At 64.3% G+C, this 15,861-nt stretch carries 17 protein-coding genes; 13 read left to right on the top strand and 4 right to left on the bottom strand.

All coding sequences use genetic code 11. The annotated features are described in order from the left end of the window. The first annotated feature begins 160 nt into the window (after positions 1 to 160). From RQH14_RS00755 to RQH14_RS00730, 6 genes are all read left to right on the top strand, one after another. Positions 161 to 1,363, top strand: a complete 1,203-nt coding sequence (locus RQH14_RS00755) for a hypothetical protein (RefSeq protein WP_311211437.1) — start codon at positions 161 to 163, stop codon at positions 1,361 to 1,363. 56 nt (positions 1,364 to 1,419) lie between these two features. Next, positions 1,420 to 2,130, top strand: a complete 711-nt coding sequence (locus tag RQH14_RS00750) for a TrmH family RNA methyltransferase (RefSeq protein ID WP_311211436.1) — start codon at positions 1,420 to 1,422, stop codon at positions 2,128 to 2,130. A 166-nt stretch (positions 2,131 to 2,296) separates the two neighbouring features. Next, positions 2,297 to 3,523 (top strand): lipase family protein, encoded by a 1,227-nt coding sequence (locus tag RQH14_RS00745; protein ID WP_311211435.1) that lies wholly within the window; start codon positions 2,297 to 2,299, stop codon positions 3,521 to 3,523. Between the two features lie 136 nt (positions 3,524 to 3,659). Further along, the gene (locus tag RQH14_RS00740; RefSeq protein ID WP_311211434.1) at positions 3,660 to 4,619 is read left to right on the top strand and encodes a hypothetical protein; all 960 of its coding nucleotides are present in this window, start codon (positions 3,660 to 3,662) and stop codon (positions 4,617 to 4,619) included. 171 nt (positions 4,620 to 4,790) lie between these two features. Beyond that, on the top strand, positions 4,791 to 5,810 hold the full coding sequence (gene fbaA / locus RQH14_RS00735; RefSeq protein ID WP_311211433.1) for a class II fructose-bisphosphate aldolase: 1,020 nt from the start codon (positions 4,791 to 4,793) through the stop codon (positions 5,808 to 5,810). Then, positions 5,810 to 6,232, top strand: coding sequence for a DUF3151 domain-containing protein (locus RQH14_RS00730; protein ID WP_011773312.1), 423 nt, complete (start codon positions 5,810 to 5,812; stop codon positions 6,230 to 6,232). The genes fbaA and RQH14_RS00730 overlap by 1 nt, the downstream gene beginning before the upstream one ends. Positions 6,233 to 6,298: 66 nt before the next feature. On the opposite strand, the gene RQH14_RS00725 is transcribed toward RQH14_RS00730, so the two are convergent. Genes RQH14_RS00725 through RQH14_RS00715 form a run of 3 tightly spaced genes read right to left on the bottom strand, consistent with a single transcriptional unit; the run spans position 6,299 to position 9,218 of the window. After that, entirely contained in the window at positions 6,299 to 7,120 is an 822-nt protein-coding gene (locus tag RQH14_RS00725) for an ABC transporter ATP-binding protein (RefSeq protein ID WP_311211432.1), read from the bottom strand. Continuing rightward, positions 7,117 to 8,163 (bottom strand): iron-enterobactin ABC transporter permease, encoded by a 1,047-nt coding sequence (gene fepG, locus RQH14_RS00720; RefSeq protein ID WP_311211431.1) that lies wholly within the window; start codon positions 8,161 to 8,163, stop codon positions 7,117 to 7,119. Before fepG ends, RQH14_RS00725 begins: the two co-directional genes overlap by 4 nt. Then, a complete protein-coding gene (locus tag RQH14_RS00715) occupies positions 8,160 to 9,218 on the bottom strand; it encodes an iron chelate uptake ABC transporter family permease subunit (protein ID WP_311211430.1) in 1,059 nt (352 codons plus the stop codon). Before RQH14_RS00715 ends, fepG begins: the two co-directional genes overlap by 4 nt. Before the next feature lie 180 nt (positions 9,219 to 9,398). Between RQH14_RS00715 and RQH14_RS00710 the strand changes: the two genes are divergently transcribed. Then, positions 9,399 to 10,406: an iron-siderophore ABC transporter substrate-binding protein gene (locus tag RQH14_RS00710; protein WP_311211778.1), complete on the top strand. Its 1,008-nt coding sequence runs from the start codon at positions 9,399 to 9,401 to the stop codon at positions 10,404 to 10,406. Between the two features lie 143 nt (positions 10,407 to 10,549). On the opposite strand, the gene RQH14_RS00705 is transcribed toward RQH14_RS00710, so the two are convergent. Further along, on the bottom strand, positions 10,550 to 11,182 hold the full coding sequence (locus RQH14_RS00705) for a uracil-DNA glycosylase (protein ID WP_311211429.1): 633 nt from the start codon (positions 11,180 to 11,182) through the stop codon (positions 10,550 to 10,552). Positions 11,183 to 11,438: 256 nt separating this feature from the next. Between RQH14_RS00705 and RQH14_RS00700 the strand changes: the two genes are divergently transcribed. From RQH14_RS00700 to RQH14_RS00675, 6 genes are all read left to right on the top strand, one after another. Further along, on the top strand, positions 11,439 to 11,777 hold the full coding sequence (locus RQH14_RS00700; protein ID WP_311211428.1) for a hypothetical protein: 339 nt from the start codon (positions 11,439 to 11,441) through the stop codon (positions 11,775 to 11,777). Between the two features lie 142 nt (positions 11,778 to 11,919). After that, complete coding sequence (locus RQH14_RS00695; protein ID WP_311211427.1) at positions 11,920 to 12,555, top strand: SipW-dependent-type signal peptide-containing protein; 636 nt, start codon at positions 11,920 to 11,922, stop codon at positions 12,553 to 12,555. 3 nt (positions 12,556 to 12,558) lie between these two features. Next, complete coding sequence (locus RQH14_RS00690) at positions 12,559 to 13,218, top strand: SipW-dependent-type signal peptide-containing protein (RefSeq protein ID WP_311211426.1); 660 nt, start codon at positions 12,559 to 12,561, stop codon at positions 13,216 to 13,218. After that, on the top strand, positions 13,215 to 13,739 hold the full coding sequence (locus RQH14_RS00685) for a signal peptidase I (protein WP_311211425.1): 525 nt from the start codon (positions 13,215 to 13,217) through the stop codon (positions 13,737 to 13,739). The genes RQH14_RS00690 and RQH14_RS00685 overlap by 4 nt, the downstream gene beginning before the upstream one ends. Before the next feature lie 36 nt (positions 13,740 to 13,775). Then, the gene (locus tag RQH14_RS00680; protein ID WP_311211424.1) at positions 13,776 to 14,303 is read left to right on the top strand and encodes a hypothetical protein; all 528 of its coding nucleotides are present in this window, start codon (positions 13,776 to 13,778) and stop codon (positions 14,301 to 14,303) included. 231 nt (positions 14,304 to 14,534) lie between these two features. Continuing rightward, positions 14,535 to 15,824, top strand: a complete 1,290-nt coding sequence (locus RQH14_RS00675; protein WP_089593539.1) for an adenylosuccinate synthase — start codon at positions 14,535 to 14,537, stop codon at positions 15,822 to 15,824. Positions 15,825 to 15,861 lie beyond the last annotated feature (37 nt).

The raw sequence follows: 15,861 nt of genomic DNA, 5'->3' as shown, positions 1-15,861 counted from the left end.
TACGCTGGGGGCGGCGCAGGCGTGCCACCACCGTGGGTCGGGGGATCGACATGGTGGTTTTTATGTTCCGCCCACGCTTCAGCAGGTCCCCTCTTCCGGTTTATCCATCGGGTGTCCCCAGAAACATCCCGGTGACCCACTGCCTTCGAAAGGGCCCGCCATGAGCAACAACAACGGAGCGCCTCAGCCTCCCTACAACCCCGAAGGCGTGCCGCAGCAACGCTACGACACCGGTCAGGGCCAGTACGGCCAGTACCAGCCGGGCCAGCCGGGCCAGGAAGGCCAGCCGCACTATGGCCAGACCGAGGCGTTCCCCACGCAGCAACCGCCGACGCAAGCCTTCCCCGCGCAGCAGGGACACCCCGACGGCGAATCCGCCGAAACCGTCCACCGCTACCCCCAGGCCCAGCAGGCCCAGCCGGGCTTCCCACCGCCGGGTGCCGGATACCCGGGCCAGCCTGGCTACCCGGGCGGACCCGGCGGACCCGGTCAGAACCCGGGCGACCACAACAAGAAGTCGCTGTTCCTCATCCTCGGCGGTGTCGCCGTCGTCGTGATTGTTGCGCTGGTGGTGGCCTTCACCTGGCTGATCCCGTCGATGACCAAGCCCACCGCAGTGGAGACCCCGGCGCCGTCTGTAACCTCGTCAGACGAAGCTTCGGATGCAGCGTCCGAGCCCTCTGCCGAACCATCAGCTGAACCATCAGGCGACGCATCGGCGTCGAACGACATTCCTGCCGGAGCCATCCCGCTGCCGGCCGTGTGGGAAGAGCTTGCCGGACCCAGCAATGTCCCTGCCGACGGGGACCCGCTGTTCAGCAAGTGGGTCACGGGCGAATCGTCCTTCCAGTACTTGGCCGAGTGGACCCACGATGAGTCGTTCGGCATCACCAAGGACCCCACCACTGGCGAAGAGATCCAAAAGAAGGCCCAGGGCACGGTAGAAGCCGACGGCGACGGCATCGCGCTCGCCTACGCGTTCTTTGCGGAGTCCGAAGAAGGCAAGTTCGGCAAGGATCCGGCAGAGGTCAAGAAAGCCATCCAGGACATCGAAGCCCGTTACAAAGGCATGACCGCCACGGAGCTGCCCCAGAACCTGGTGGGCCACAAGTGCACCTCCGACTTCAAGACGTCCATGCCGGAAATCCGTGAGTTCCGCCGTGGTGCCGCAGTAGTCATCGGCTTCACCTGCACCAATGCCCGTGGCGAAGCCATCCAGGCCGTGAACTTGTTCTCCGTGACTCCCTGGGGCACCCCGCAGATGCTCGGCGTCAGTGGCCACAAGACGTACTGGGATGCGCACCCGGGACTCTTCGAGCAGTTGGGCAACTCCTACCGCATCAACAAGTGGAAGATGGGCTAAAACCCGCTCTACTCAGCGCGCTCAGGCGGGCGGCGGGTCAGGGCTAAAGTTGAGGGGTGACTGACCTTCCCCCCACCACAGCCCTGCCCACGCCTGCCGGATCTCCCGCTGCCGCCTCTGCGGAGACCGCCGTGGAGGGCGAGGCAGAAGCGAAACCCGAGGTCGGCGTCGGGCCTTGGGAAGGTGAACTGCCCGTAGGTGAGCACTGGGATCCGGACCTGTTGAGGGATGGTGACCGTCGCAACGTGGTGGACCAGTATCGGTACTGGAAGCACGAAGCGATCGTGGCTGATCTGGATTCCAAGCGCCACGACTTCCACATCGCCATCGAGAATTGGCAGCACGATCTCAACATCGGCACAGTGGTGCGGACCGCCAACGCGTTCCTCGCCAAAGAGGTCCACATCATTGGACGACGGCGGTGGAACCGTCGCGGGGCCATGGTCACCGACCGCTACCAGCACGTCCGCCACCACCCCACCGTTGAGGAATTCGTCCAGTGGGCCGAGGGGGAGGGGCTTGCGGTGATCGGCATCGATATTTTCCCGGATTCCGTGCCCCTGGAGACATACGACCTCCCGAAAAACTGCGTGCTGGTGTTCGGACAGGAAGGCCCTGGCCTGTCGCCCGAGGTGCACGATTCCGCCGTCGCTACCCTGTCCATTGAGCAGTTCGGATCCACGCGATCCATGAACGCGGCCTCGGCTGCGGCGATCGCCATGCACGCGTGGGTCCGCCGCCACGTGTTTCAGCAACCCGTCTCCTAGCCCTCGCCGAGTTGGCACTTAACCCCCATGTTTTCCCAAAACATGGGGGTTAAGTGCCAACTCGCGGCAAGAAATATTCATGGAATCCTAGGCCAAGTTGTTACTCATCAGTAACATCTGGCGTGAACCGTGCTCAACGTGGAGCGCGGCCACTACTGGAGGTTCAATGAAGCATCCTTCTTTACGCCTGTCCTCAGCTTTCATCCTTGCTTGCCTGCTGGCGGTAGGTAGCGCCGGGGCTGCCACAGCCGCCCCGGAGCCCGCGGATTTTTACGCCACCCCGGCGGCGCTTCCGCCCACCAACGGAGACGTGATCCGGACTGAGCCCTCGGTCTTCTACGTCGATCCCCTTAAAACCATCCGGGCGCAGGCCGCGGTGCAGCGCATCATGTACCGGTCCGTGAACAGTGCAGGGGTTCCCATCGCTGTGACCGGCACCGTCCTGGTCCCATCCACACCATGGCTGGGTTCTGGCGCACGTCCGCTGGTGGGGTACGCCGTCGGAACCCAAGGGCAGGGCGACCACTGTGCGCCATCCAGGGCACTGGCTGCGGGCGAGGAGTATGAGGGCGTCTTCATCGCCGGCCTCCTGGCGCGCGGATACTCCGTAGCGGTGACCGACTATGAAGGGTTGGGCACCCCGGGCAGCCACACGTATATGGCCCGCGCATCGCAAGCACACGCAGTGCTCGACGTCGTTCGCGCCGCCCAGCGGCTGGGGAACCCGCAGCTCGTGGCCGGCGGACCGGTGGCACTTGCCGGATACTCACAGGGCGGCGGCGCCTCGGCAGCCGCCGTCGAGCTTGCGGCGCAGTACGCGCCGGAACTGAACCTCAAGGGAGCCTATGCCGGCGCTGTCCCGGCGGATCTTCCGGCAGTGGGAGTCAACCTCGACGGCGGGTTGTACACCGGCTTTCTCCTCTACGCAGTGACAGGCATGAGTGCTGCCGGCGGATTGGACCTCAACCCGTATCTCAGCGCTGCCGGCCAAGCGAAAATCGCCGCTACTGACCAGGAATGCACCGTACAGTCGATTGCTTCCAGCGGCTTCCTGGACACCACCAAGCTCACGGTGTCACGGCAGAAGCTGAGTTCACTGTTGGACCTGCCTCAGGTCAAACCGGTGATTGCGGAACAGAAGATCGGCAACGGGCGTGCACCCAAGGTCCCGGTTCTGCTCTCCCACAGCGTGCTGGACGATGTCATCCCTTACCAACAGGGCCGCCAGTTGGCCAAGCGGTGGTGCGCAGGGGGTTCCTCGGTGTACTTCGACACCACTGCCGGCGCTACGCACGTTGGAGGTTACGCGGCGGCAATCCCGCAGGCTTTCCTCTTCCTGGAGCGCCGCTTTGCGGACAGGGCACCGGTGAGCAACTGCTGGATGTACGGATAACCCACCTTCCGCCGAGACGGCAGATAACCCCCATGTTTGGGCCCAGCATGGGGGTTATCTGCCAACTCGCGGGGCTGAATAAGGGGGCACCTGTGGATAACCTTAAGACGCCCACGAGGGCGGACCAGAATGAGGAATGCGCAGGACAAACCTTCCGGACCATCTGACCACGGGCTCGTTTTCCTTGCGCGCATCGGACAAGGCCGGCGTAGCCCGGAAGCGCACTGCTGCCAAGGACCTGGTAACAGTTTCCCGCGGTGTGAGGGTGCCGGTCCTGTCCGGTGCCTCGGGGGCGGCAGCCCTCCGGGCCTACACGGACCTGGATGATGCGTCAGTGTTGGTCATGCTCAGCGCCGCCCGGCTATGGAACGTTCCGTTACCCGGTTACCTCAGCGGGGACAGGCGGATCCACCTGGCCCGGCGGAGGGGATTCAGTTTCCCGCGACGGGTGAACGTGGCCGGGCATTCGTTGACCCTGCTGCCGGATGAGGTGGGAGAGTACGACGGCGTCAGGCTCACCTCGCCTGCGCGGACGTGGCTGGACTTGGCCTCCGTGCTGACGTTGGAAGACCTGGTTGCAGCGGGCGACTCCCTGGTATGCTCCCACGGGCCCGAGTTCCCGGTGCCCAAGGACGCGCTGTGCAGCATCGAGGAGCTGAGGGCCGTCGTCGGGAAGCACGCCGGCCGACGGGGAGTGCGCTCGGCGCGGGAAGCTGTGGAACTCATCCGGGTAGGAGCCGACTCAGCCCCGGAAACGGTCATGCGCCTGGCGCTGATCAACGCGAATCTTCCGGAGCCTGAACTTAATCACGTGGTGCGCGCTCACCTTGGCCGGCCGGTTCTGTGGCCGGACGCGGCCTACCGGCAGTGGAAAGTCTCGCTCCAGTACGACGGCCGGCATCATGGCGGCATTGAGCAGCATCTCAAGGACATCGAACGCCAGGAAAAGTCGCTTTCCCATGGCTGGCTGGAAGTCCGGATCTCCAAGCACGACCTCGAAGGTGAGAGGCCCGCCGTCGTACATAAAGTCCGCCGGGCGCTCCAAAGCCGCGGGTGGGCTCCGGGCGGCACTGAGGGACGCCGAGACGGCAGTTAATGCCCATGTTTTCCCAAAACGTGGGGGTTAAGTGCCAACTCGGCGGAAGTGTTAAGAGCTCCAGTGACCCGAAACACGGCGGCCCGGCGGATATCGCTAGGATGGGTGCTAGCCGTAAGCGGTCTACTCCAGGGTTACCAACCCACAGACGAATTCAGCATAGGAGTCACCATGCCCATTGCAACCCCAGAGATTTACTCCGAGATGATCGACCGCGCAAAGGCAGGCGGATTCGCTTTCCCCGCGGTCAACGTGACGTCGTCGCAGACTCTGAACGCTGCGATCCGCGGTTTCGCCGAGGCCGAATCCGACGGCATCATCCAGGTTTCCACCGGTGGCGCAGCCTACTGGTCCGGCGCCTCGATCAAGGACATGGTTGCCGGTTCCCTCGGCTTCGCCGCGTTCGCCCGCGAAGTTGCCAAGAACTACAACGTCAACATCGCCCTGCACACGGACCACTGCCCCCAGGACAAGCTGGCAGACTTCGTCCTCCCGCTGCTGGCCGCTTCGGAGGAAGCCGTCAAGGCCGGCAAGGACCCGATCTTCAACTCGCACATGTGGGACGGCTCGCACGAGGCGCTCTCCGAGAACCTGCGCATCGGCCGCGAACTGCTTGAGCGCGCTGCTGCTGCCAAAATCATCCTCGAAGTTGAAATCGGCACTGTCGGTGGCGAAGAAGACGGCGTTGAGAACGAAATCAACGAGAAGCTCTACACCACCACCGAAGACGCCCTCGCCACCATTGAGGCACTCGGAGCCGGCGAAAACGGCCGCTACCTCACCGCGCTGACCTTCGGCAACGTGCACGGCGTGTACAAGCCGGGCAACGTGAAGCTCCGCCCGGAACTGCTCAAGCAGATCCAGGCCGAGGTTGGCGCCAAGATCGGCAAGGAAAACCCGTTCGACCTCGTGTTCCACGGCGGCTCGGGCTCCACGGAGCAGGAAATCGCCGACGCTGTTTCCTACGGTGTCATCAAGATGAACATCGACACCGACACCCAGTACGCGTTCACCCGTCCAGTGGCCGGCCACATGCTCGCCAACTACGACGGCGTGCTGAAGATTGACGGCGAAATGGGCAACAAGAAGACCTACGATCCCCGCGTCTGGGGCGCTTCGGCCGAAGCCGGCATGGCCGCGCGCATCGTCGAAGCCGCCCAGCAGCTCGGATCGGTGGGCAAGACCTTCTAATGTCCGACGAATTCCGGAAGAACCTGATGGGGCCGGAGCCCACGCTCCTGCCCGCCGAAACCGAGATCTACCAGCACCTGGCACTCGGCAACGAGGCGCTGGACCTGGTGGCCAAGAACCCCACGTCGTCTCTTCTGTGGGCCATCCTCGCTGAGGAAGCCTGGGCCGAAGGCCGGACCATCGAGTCCTACGCCTACGCCCGCGTCGGCTACCACCGCGGCCTGGATTCGCTGCGCCGCAACGGCTGGCGCGGCGTCGGACCCATCCCGTGGGAGCACGAGCCCAACCAGGGCTTCCTGCGTGCTCTCTACGCGCTGGGCCGTGCGGCGTCGGCGATCGGCGAGGCTGAAGAGCCGGAGCGGATCGAGAAGTTCCTGAACGACTCGGACCCGAAAGCCAAGGCAGCGCTCGAAGCCCGCTAAGGACTCAAGCAAACGACGACGGCGACCCTCACCGAAAGGCGAGGGTCGCCGTCGTCGTTAAAGGCGTTAGTCCGTGACCGCCGAGTGCCGTGGCCGCCCCAACGGGACCACCAGCGGCGTGTGCGTTACGGGGTCGTCGATGATCCGGCAGGCCATGCCGAACACTTCCTCCACCAGGGACTCGGTGATCACGGCAGCGGGAGCGCCCTCGGCCACCACCACGCCGTCCTTCATGGCGATGATGTGGTCCGCGTAGCGGCTGGCGTGGTTGAGGTCGTGCAGCACGGCAACCAGCGTGTGGCCCTTGTCGAGGTTGAGCTCGCGGAAGAGTTCCAACAGCTCGATCTGGTGCGCGATATCGAGGAACGTGGTGGGCTCGTCCAGGAGCATCAACGGTGTTTGTTGGGCGAGGACCATGGCCACCCACACGCGCTGCCTCTGGCCGCCGGACAGTTCGTCCACCAGCCGGCCGGACAAGGACGCGGTGCCCGTGGCTTCCATGGCCTCAACCACCGCAATCTCGTCGGACTCGGACCATTGGCGGAGCAGTTTCTGGTGCGGATACCGGCCGCGGGCCACGAGGTCGGCCACGGTGATGCCGTCGGGGGCGATGGAGGACTGGGGCAGCAGCCCGAGGCGACGGGCCAGCTCTTTTGCCGGAAGCGAGGTGACGGACTTGCCGTCCAGCAGCACTTGTCCACTGCGGGGCTTGATGAGCCGGGCGAGGGCGCGCAGCAACGTGGATTTGCCGCAGGCGTTGGGCCCCACGATCACCGTGAACTGTCCCTCGGGAATGCGTACATTGAGGTTCTCGGAGATGATGCGTTGCTCGTAGCCGATGGTTAGTGCTTCGGCATGGAGCTGGGGCGCGGCAGTAGTGAGGCTCATGATTTCCTTGCTTCCCTGGCCAGCAGCCAGACGAGGTAGATACCGCCAATGCACACCGTCACAACGCCGACGGGCAATTGGATCGGGGCAAACAAACGTTGGGCCGCGAGGTCACTGGCGACCAGGAGGAAGGCGCCCATCACGGCGGATGGCACCAGGGTGATGCCGGCGCTTCGGGTAAGACGACGGGCGAGCTGCGGTGCGGCCAAGGCCACGAACGCGATGGGACCGGCAACCGCCGTGACGGCTGCAGTCAACGCCACGCCCAGGATCAGCAGCAGCAAACGGGTGGGTTCCGCCCGGACGCCCAAGGCGCGTGCGGCGTCGTCGCCCATTTCCAGAAGCTGCATCCGGCGCGCGGCGGCCAGCGTGGCCAGGCCAACCACAACAACCACGACGGCGGCAGGCGCCGCTTGCTCCCACGTGATGCCGTTGAGGGACCCGGCTCCCCAGACGGCTGCCGCCAAGGCGGCCTCAAGTTCTGCCTGCAGGATCAGCCAGTGGTTGAACGCGGCCAGCATCGCGCTGATGCCGATGCCCACGATGATGAGCCGGAATCCTTGGGAGCCGCGTCGGTAAGCCAGCAAGTAGACGGCCAACGCTGTAAGGATGCCGCCGACAAGTGCTCCAGCGGCAATGCCAAGGTAGCCGCCGCCCACCGTCAGCATCACGATGAGGGCCCCGGTGTAGGCGCCGGTATTGAAGCCGATGATGTCCGGGCTGCCCAAGGGATTCCGGGTCATGGATTGGAAGATGCCACCGCTCATTCCCAGGGCCGCTCCGAACACCAGGGCCGCGAGTACCCGGGGAAGCCGCCACTCCATGACGATGGTTTGGGCCAGCCCGGGGGCATCACCGGTGAAGGCTTGCAGGACCTGTTGTACTGAAACGTCGTAGTCGCCGGTCGCCAAACTGATCACGGCAACCGTCAGGGCTGCGAGGATCAACGGAACGCAGACAAGGATGCTCCGGACATCGAGCCGGAAGCTCAGCGAACGGTTGCGGAGCAGGACAATAGGCCGGCCAACATCCAGGCGCGTCACAGCCCACTCACCTTCCGGCGCCGCGCCAAGGCAATGAGCACAGGCGCCCCGATGAACGCGGTCACCACACCCACCTGGAGTTCCCCGGGAGCAGCGATCCTGCCCACAACATCGGACACCAGCAACAGGATGGGGGAGAGCAGCAATGTGGTTGCCAAAATCCATCGCTGGTCCGGCCCGACGATCCACCGGGCGACGTGCGGGATCATGAGCCCCACGAATCCGATCGCGCCGGCACCGGCAGTTGCTGCACCACTGAGGAGGGTGATGGCCACAACGCCCATGATCCGTGTGCGGTTGACGTTGGCCCCGAGGGAGGTGGCGAGGTCGTCGCCCAGCGCCACGGCATTGAGCCCGCGGACGCAGAACAGCGCGATCAGCAGTCCGGCACAAATGAACGGAGCTACAGTCATCACCGACTCCATACTCCGGGTGTCCAGCGAGCCAATGCTCCACGAGCGCAGGTGGTCAAAAGCTTTGGGGTTCAGGAGCGTGAGCCCGGATCCAATGCCGGTGAGCACCGCGCCCAAGGCCACGCCAGCCAGCGTCAGCCGGATGGGATTTACCACGTTCCTGCCGGAGGTGCCGATCAGGTAGACGGCCGCAGTGGTCAGGATGGCACCAATAAACGCAAACCAGATATAGCCGCTCAGCGATCCGATCCCAAAGACGCCAATCGCGATCACAATGGCAAATGAAGCGCCGGCGTTGACACCCAGGATGCCGGGGTCTGCCAGCGGATTCCGTGTGATCGCCTGGATGAGCGCGCCGGCCACGCCCAAGGCCACTCCGACGGCGATGCCCATCAGGGTTCGCGGCAGCCGGTTCTGCAGGATGATCGCGTGATCGGCTGAGTCCTGCGGGTTGGTGAAGGCTTCAAGGACCGTGGACGCTGGGATGAACTTGGCTCCGACGCCCAGGCTCAACATCACGGCACCGAGAAGGACGGCCGCCGCCAGGGCCAGGAAGAGGATCCGCCAGCGGGATTTCACCACCACGCCGGAACTGGCAGCCGCGGTTGCAGCCGAAAGGGCGGGAGCGGCTACTGGGGACATAGCGCCGTCAGTGGGGACACAGCAGGGACCATTTCGAAGAGGGATAACAAAAAGACGGGCATTCCGTGACCGTCATCACAACGTCACGGAAGTGTGCCTTAATTAGGTTAGCCTTACCCAGTGAAAAATGACGATTTTGAAGTACAGCCGCACAAGGCTTCCCGCGTGCGCCGACGTGCAGTGAGCAAGCTCGCTGTGAAGGTGGCCGGCGTCGCTGTGGTGGCAGGCCTCCTCGCGGGCTGCGGCGCCAGTGGTGGCTCAGGTTCGGCCGCCGGCAACGCCGACGTTGCCACCGGCGGCTCCAAGTTCACCACCGCGGACCAGGAAACAGCCAAGTTGGGCACCGATGCCGCTCCCGGCGTTTTCCCCCGCACCCTGAAGCACGCCAACGGTGAGACCACCCTGGAGAAGAAGCCCACCCGCGTGGTGGTCCTCGACACCGGCGAGTTGGACGACGTCGTGACCCTCGGCATCACGCCGGTGGGCATGGCCACCACTGAAGGCGCCAACCCTGTCCCCACCTACCTGGCGGACAAGGTGAAGGATGTGGCGTCGGTGGGCACCATCCAGGACCTCAATCTCGAAGCCATTGCTGCGCTGAAGCCGGACCTCATCCTGGGCAGCCAGCTCCGCGCTGACAAGCTGTACAAGCAGCTATCCACCATCGCACCCACGGTCTTCAGCATCCGTCCCGGCTTCCCTTGGAAGGAAAACTTCCTCCTGGTGGGCAAGTCCCTGGGCGAGGAGGACAAGGCAGTCAAGGCCCTCAACGATTACCAGGCCGAGGCTGACGCCCTCAAGGCAGAGGTGAAGGGCGATCCCAAGATCTCCCTGGTCCGCTTCCTTCCCGGCAAGATCCGCCTCTACGCCAACAAGTCGCTGATCGGTGTCATCCTGAAGGACGCAGGCCTGGCCCGCCCGGAGAACCAGAACATCGACGAACTCGCTGCCGAGATCTCGGCCGAGAACATCGAACAAGGCGACGCCGACTGGATCTTCTACAGCAGCTACGGCGACCCCTCAGCAACCGGCGAAACCTCCGTGGTCGAAGGCGCTGTCTGGCCTAAGCTCGGCGCAGTCAAAGCCGGCCAGGCCAAGGCTGTCAGCGACGACGTCTGGTTCCTCGGCCTCGGCCCCACCGGCGCGCAGCTGATCCTCAAGGACCTCCGCAGCATGCTGGTCGGCTAACGCCGCCCCACCAAAAGCACCCCAACGACGACGGCGGCCCTCACCGGAAAGGTGAGGGCCGCCGTCGTAGGTGCGTTGTGAGGCCCGGTCTACGCGCTTACCCGGAGGTTTGGGGCGCAAAACGGGCCACACAACGAAGGTAATTAGGCCTTACGGGGGATACCCGTGCGTGCCATGGCCTCGGCGTAGGCGCCGTGGATGGCATCCAGGTATTCCTGCTGACGGGCAGGGGTGCCGGCGAAGGAGCGGCCACCCAGCGAGCGGACCTTGAAGGTCTTGAAGCCACGGCGGGCGATGCTGGCCGGAGCCGCCTTCATGAGCTGATCGGCCAGGCGGTGTGCCTCGTTGCCGTGTGCCACCAGGGCGGAGGTGCGCGGCAGGAGCTGCAGGAGGCGCAGGAGCGGCTTCAGGCCCTCGGTGATGTTGGCCGGCGTGAGCTTGCCCGGTTCCTCACTGGGCTCGATCCACGGGTAGGCGTTCCACGGCATCATGAGCGCGGGACGGAGGCCCAACTGCCACTGCATACCGAGCATACGGGTGGCGGCTTCCTCGTCGCCGGGGGTGATGAAGCCCTCACCGGTGGTGGTGCGCTGGTTGGAGAAAAGGCTGACGATGCGGCAGTCATCCATGCTGTGGGCGGGGTCGATGTAGAGGACCTCGCTGCCCGGCTTCTGCTCCTTGATGGAGTCGCACAGCTCGTTGACCTCGGCAATGTGCGGTTCGTAGCGGCGGTTCCAGAGGATTTCTTCGGGTGATTCAGTCGCCAGTTCTTGCATCAGGGGTTAGGTCTCCTAGGTGTTACAGCGCACCGTTCCAAGGGGCCGCGGGCATGCCGCAGCCGAACCTCAAAGGGTGCTGTTGGGGGCTAACTAACCTTACCGGACTATGGGGGTTAACGGGTCCTGCTCCGGCGCGCCCTTTAAATGCGACGCGGCGTGTTGCCCGGAAACGTGTCCGGCGTCTCGACCGCAACTCCCAGCCCAACGGGCCTGCTCTCGACGACGCCATGCGGTGTGGTGCATGATGCGCCGTATGGAGAAACAGGAATCGTCCGCTGCCGCCCTTTCTGCTTTTGAGGGGCTGGGGGAGGACCTGGCGCCCGCCGGCGTGGTGATGGGGCAGATGTTTGGTGCCACCTCCCTCATGCTGAACAAGAAGGCGCTGGCCTGTTTGAACGGCGACAAGGTGGTCTTCAAATTAGGCCGTGATACCGCGGAGCACGCCCGCGCACTCGCGCTTCCCGGCGCCGTGCCCTTTGATCCCTCGAGTTTGAACAGGCCCTACAAAGACTGGGTGGAGCTGCCGTTCGACTCGCATGAACAGTGGCCCGCGTTCGCCGAAGCAGCACTGAAGTTCGTAGCGGGTGGGTAGGGACATATAACCATTTCTGCAGGTCAAAGCGTTGACATACCTTCGCGGGGATGATGGGTTGGAACCAGCGGTTTTGGGGGGAACCAACCGGGGACCTCCACCTCCGGGCTCCGATCTCTTGATCGTCAGCATCACATCAATCGTGGGGGTAATAGTGGTTGCATCAACAGCATCGCCAGAGACGGATCATCGCGGCACCAAGCCCGGAAAGTCACCCAAGATCCGTGCCATCCTTGCCGGCGGGCTGGTCCTTGGCGTGGGCGCAGCCATCACCTTGGCAGCATGGAACGACTCCGAGTTTGCCCAGGGAACCTTCACTGCCGGTGCATTCAACCTTGAGGGCAGCACGGACGGGACCGCCTTCGGAGAGAACCCTGTTTCTGCCCCGGCAACTCTTGGCTTCACCGCCGCGCCGGGCAACCTTGCGCCCGGCGACGTGGTCACAGCACCCTTCGCCGTCAGGCTGGATGGTGCAACAACCAACGACGCCACGGTCACTGTTTCCACTGAAGCATCCACCGGAGCTTTGACCGGATTGACGTACTCGCTCACGCAGTCCACGGATTTCGGGTGCGCTGCAACGGTGACGGAAACGCTGGTGGCCGCCGGGCAGGCATTGGGCACGACGCCGGGCAGCGTCACCTTCGCCTTGACGCAGGGCGCCGGCACGGCCGACGGCGACGCCGTGAACCTCTGCTTCCGGATCACCGCCGACGACGACCTCGTCCAATCCCAATCCGGGACCACCACCTGGGAATTCGCCGCACAATCGCAGTAATCCATGGGCCGACGAGAAGCCGAAACCAAGCGCGGTGCGGCCCTGCTCCGCATCCGCGCACTCCTCGCGGGGGCGTTGGTGCTGGGGATCGGGAGCACCGTGACCCTGGCATCGTGGACTGACAGCGACTTCGCCACGGGTTCCTTCGGAGCGAGCGTGTTCGTCACCGAATCCAACGTCACCAAACCATACAGCGCCTCAGGGACGTGGAGTGCCAACGACGTTTCGCCCGGTGCTGCGCTGGTCTTCACAGCAACTGCCATGAGCCCCGGCAGTGTGGCCTACGCGCCGTTCGCCATCAGGACCAAGGCAACCTCAGTGGCAGGCGAAGTGGTCCTTGGTGTCCCCGTGGTGACCAGCAGCGGTACCGGCACTGCTGATCTGGGTGCCGCCCTGCGCTACCGGGTGGTTCGTTCTGCGACGTGCGAGGCCGCGTCGTTCACGGGGTCGGCAACCTTCGTGGTGGGCAGCGACGGCGCCAAGCCGTTCACGCAAGGGCAAGCGGCCGGCGTCGTCAATTCCTTGGCCGCCGCGACGGCAACGCTCCCCGGGGCACCCACGCAGTTCTGCTTCGAAGTGACGCTTCCGGCGGGCGCCAACAATGCACTGCAGGGCCAAACCACCACCGCTACCTGGCAATTTACTGCCACCTCGAGCTCATGAGCCGCCGTCGGTTCAGCGGCAGGCTGCAGGAAACCGTGTTGAACGTCGCTGCGGCGGGTGGCGCGGTGTGCATCCTTGCGGTGGTTTGCGCGCTGCTGTTCAACATCACGCTGATCATGTTCAAGACGGGGTCCATGTCGCCGGCAATCCCGGCCGGTTCACTGGCCCTAGTCCGCGAGATCCCGGCGGAGGAGATCGCCGTTGGCGACGTGGTGACCGTGGACAGGCCTGGGAAGCTGCCCATTACGCACAGGGTCCAAACGATCGAGTCTGCGGACGGAACCACACGAACCATCACCATGAAGGGCGATGCCAACACCGAAGCCGATCCCGCGCCCTACGTGGTGGAGAACGTCCGGCGGGTCCTCTGGTCCGTGCCGGGGCTCGCGCATCCGCTGGCCGCAGCCGCCAACCCTGTGGTCCTCGGCGCCACCACCGTCGCCGTATCCTCGCTGGTGACCTGGGTGCTGTGGCCGCGGAGTCCACGCCGACGCAGGACCGGGCAGCATGCGGCCGTGTAGCTCAGTGGGGCTGGCCCGGCTGCGGGGTGGTGTGCAGTGACCGCGCTTAAGCGGGCACGGGTAGGACTGTTGCTGGCGCTTCCTCTTGCCATGGTGTTATCGGTGGTGAACCCGCCGCCGTCCGTCACGGAGGCGGCGTGGCAACGGGGACAGTTTTCGGCAGGCAGCTTCGGCGCCATCACCGTTCCTCCCGCAAGCTTGAACGGTTCCTGCGAGTTCCACCCGGTGTTTCTGGGCGTGGGTGCCTATGTCAGGGTTTTTTGGAAACCGCCAGCCGCGTATCCGAACCTGACGGACGCTGTGATCGACGTTCACCTCACAACCGCTGGATCAGCCGTGACAACACTGCAGGGGTATCCGGGAGTGGCAAACACGACGGGAACACCGGCCGGTTACACCACAGATATCCCCGCGACGCTCCTGGGAGGCTTGCTGGGTTTCAACACGCAGTTCCAAGTGGACATCTACATCACGAAGGCCGGTTGGAAGTCCACTCCAGTCTCCGTCAGGGCGAATGCAGGAATCATCGCTGGCATCGGCGGTTCCTGTACAAACGTCGCATGACCATCCACAGCAGAACCCGCCGAAGTTTCCCTGGGGAAAACTTCACCCGGCCGCCTTTCAAGACACCTTGACACCAGAGAAACCCACGTCATCGGCTAAACTTGGCTGGTAAGAGCCCCGAACTCTTGCGTATGCCAGCCCACATGGCAGGCTGCACCGGTATCGTCGGGGCATTCTCATGTACGGCGCCAATCCATCTCGGCTTGGCCCGAAAGAATGGGGGAGGATCCCATGCCCGCTATCGTGATCGTCGGAGCCCAGTGGGGCGACGAAGGCAAAGGCAAAGCAACCGATCTGCTCGGTGGCCGCGTTGACTACGTGGTCAAGCCCAACGGCGGTAACAACGCCGGGCACACCGTGGTTGTTGGCGGTGAGAAGTATGAGCTGAAGCTCCTTCCCGCGGGCATCCTGAGCCCCAACGCCATTCCTATTATTGGCAACGGCTGCGTGGTGAACCTCGAGGCCCTGTTCCAGGAGATCGACGGCCTTGAAGCCCGTGGCGCGGATACGTCCCGCCTGCGCGTCTCGGCCAACGCCCACCTGGTTGCTCCGTACCACCAGGTACTGGACAAGGTGACTGAGCGATTCCTTGGCAGCCGCGCCATCGGTACCACAGGCCGTGGCATCGGCCCTGCCTACATGGACAAGGTGGCCCGCCTGGGCATCCGGGTCCAGGACGTCTTTGACGAGTCCATCCTCCGCCAGAAGGTGGAAGGTTCGCTGCGCCAGAAGAATGAACTCCTGGTCAAGGTCTACAACCGCCGGGACATCGTGGTGGACGAGATCGTGGACTACTTCCTCGCTTTCGCCGAGCGCCTGCGCCCGCTGGTCATCGACAGCACACTTGTCCTCAACAACGCCCTGGATGAAGGCAAGGTTGTGCTCATGGAAGGTGGCCAGGCAACGTTCCTGGACGTCGATCACGGCACCTACCCGTTCGTCACCTCGTCCAACCCCACAGCCGGTGGCGCGTCCGTCGGCTCCGGCATTGGTCCCACCCGCATCTCGCGCTCCATCGGCATCATCAAGGCGTACACCACCCGTGTTGGCGCCGGCCCGTTCCCCACGGAGCTGTTCGACGAGATGGGCGTTTACCTGCAGAAGACCGGCGGCGAGTTCGGCGTGAACACCGGCCGCCCCCGTCGTTGCGGTTGGTACGATGCCGTCCTGGCCCGCCACGCTGCCCGCGTGAACGGCTTCACGGACTACTTCGTCACCAAGCTGGACGTCCTCACGGGCATCGAGCAGATCCCGGTCTGTGTTGCCTACGACGTCGACGGCGTTCGCCACGACGAAATGCCCATGACGCAGACCGAGTTCCACCACGCAGTGCCCGTCTTCGAGTACTTCGACGGCTGGACCGAAGACATCACCGGCGCCCGCACGCTGGAAGACCTCCCGGAGAACGCCCGCAACTACGTGCTGGCCCTGGAAAAGCTCTCCGGCACGCGCTTCTCGGCCATCGGCGTCGGCCCGGACCGCGACCAGACCATCGTTGTTCACGACCTGATCAACGACTAAGTCTTACTCAAGCACGACGACGGCGGGTCACCTTGGT

Source organism: Arthrobacter sp. WCS2018Hpa-7 (assembly GCF_031843805.1).
In the GTDB taxonomy this organism is placed as follows: domain Bacteria; phylum Actinomycetota; class Actinomycetes; order Actinomycetales; family Micrococcaceae; genus Arthrobacter.
The sequence above is the reverse complement of the archived record's forward strand: the minus strand, read 5'-3'. Positions and strand labels throughout refer to the sequence as shown.

Bases quoted from the DNA above. Each gene is read 5' to 3' on its own strand.
- RQH14_RS00755 (WP_311211437.1), top strand. From the start codon at position 161: ATGAGCAACAACAACGGAGCGCCTCAGCCTCCCTACAACCCCGAAGGC.
- RQH14_RS00745 (WP_311211435.1), top strand. From the start codon at position 2,297: ATGAAGCATCCTTCTTTACGCCTGTCCTCAGCTTTCATCCTTGCTTGC.
- RQH14_RS00740 (WP_311211434.1), top strand. From the start codon at position 3,660: ATGCGCAGGACAAACCTTCCGGACCATCTGACCACGGGCTCGTTTTCC.
- fbaA (WP_311211433.1), top strand. From the start codon at position 4,791: ATGCCCATTGCAACCCCAGAGATTTACTCCGAGATGATCGACCGCGCA.
- RQH14_RS00730 (WP_011773312.1), top strand. From the start codon at position 5,810: ATGTCCGACGAATTCCGGAAGAACCTGATGGGGCCGGAGCCCACGCTC.
- RQH14_RS00725 (WP_311211432.1), bottom strand. From the start codon at position 7,120: ATGAGCCTCACTACTGCCGCGCCCCAGCTCCATGCCGAAGCACTAACC.
- RQH14_RS00715 (WP_311211430.1), bottom strand. From the start codon at position 9,218: ATGTCCCCAGTAGCCGCTCCCGCCCTTTCGGCTGCAACCGCGGCTGCC.
- RQH14_RS00705 (WP_311211429.1), bottom strand. From the start codon at position 11,182: ATGCAAGAACTGGCGACTGAATCACCCGAAGAAATCCTCTGGAACCGC.
- RQH14_RS00700 (WP_311211428.1), top strand. From the start codon at position 11,439: ATGGAGAAACAGGAATCGTCCGCTGCCGCCCTTTCTGCTTTTGAGGGG.
- RQH14_RS00690 (WP_311211426.1), top strand. From the start codon at position 12,559: ATGGGCCGACGAGAAGCCGAAACCAAGCGCGGTGCGGCCCTGCTCCGC.
- RQH14_RS00685 (WP_311211425.1), top strand. From the start codon at position 13,215: ATGAGCCGCCGTCGGTTCAGCGGCAGGCTGCAGGAAACCGTGTTGAAC.
- RQH14_RS00675 (WP_089593539.1), top strand. From the start codon at position 14,535: ATGCCCGCTATCGTGATCGTCGGAGCCCAGTGGGGCGACGAAGGCAAA.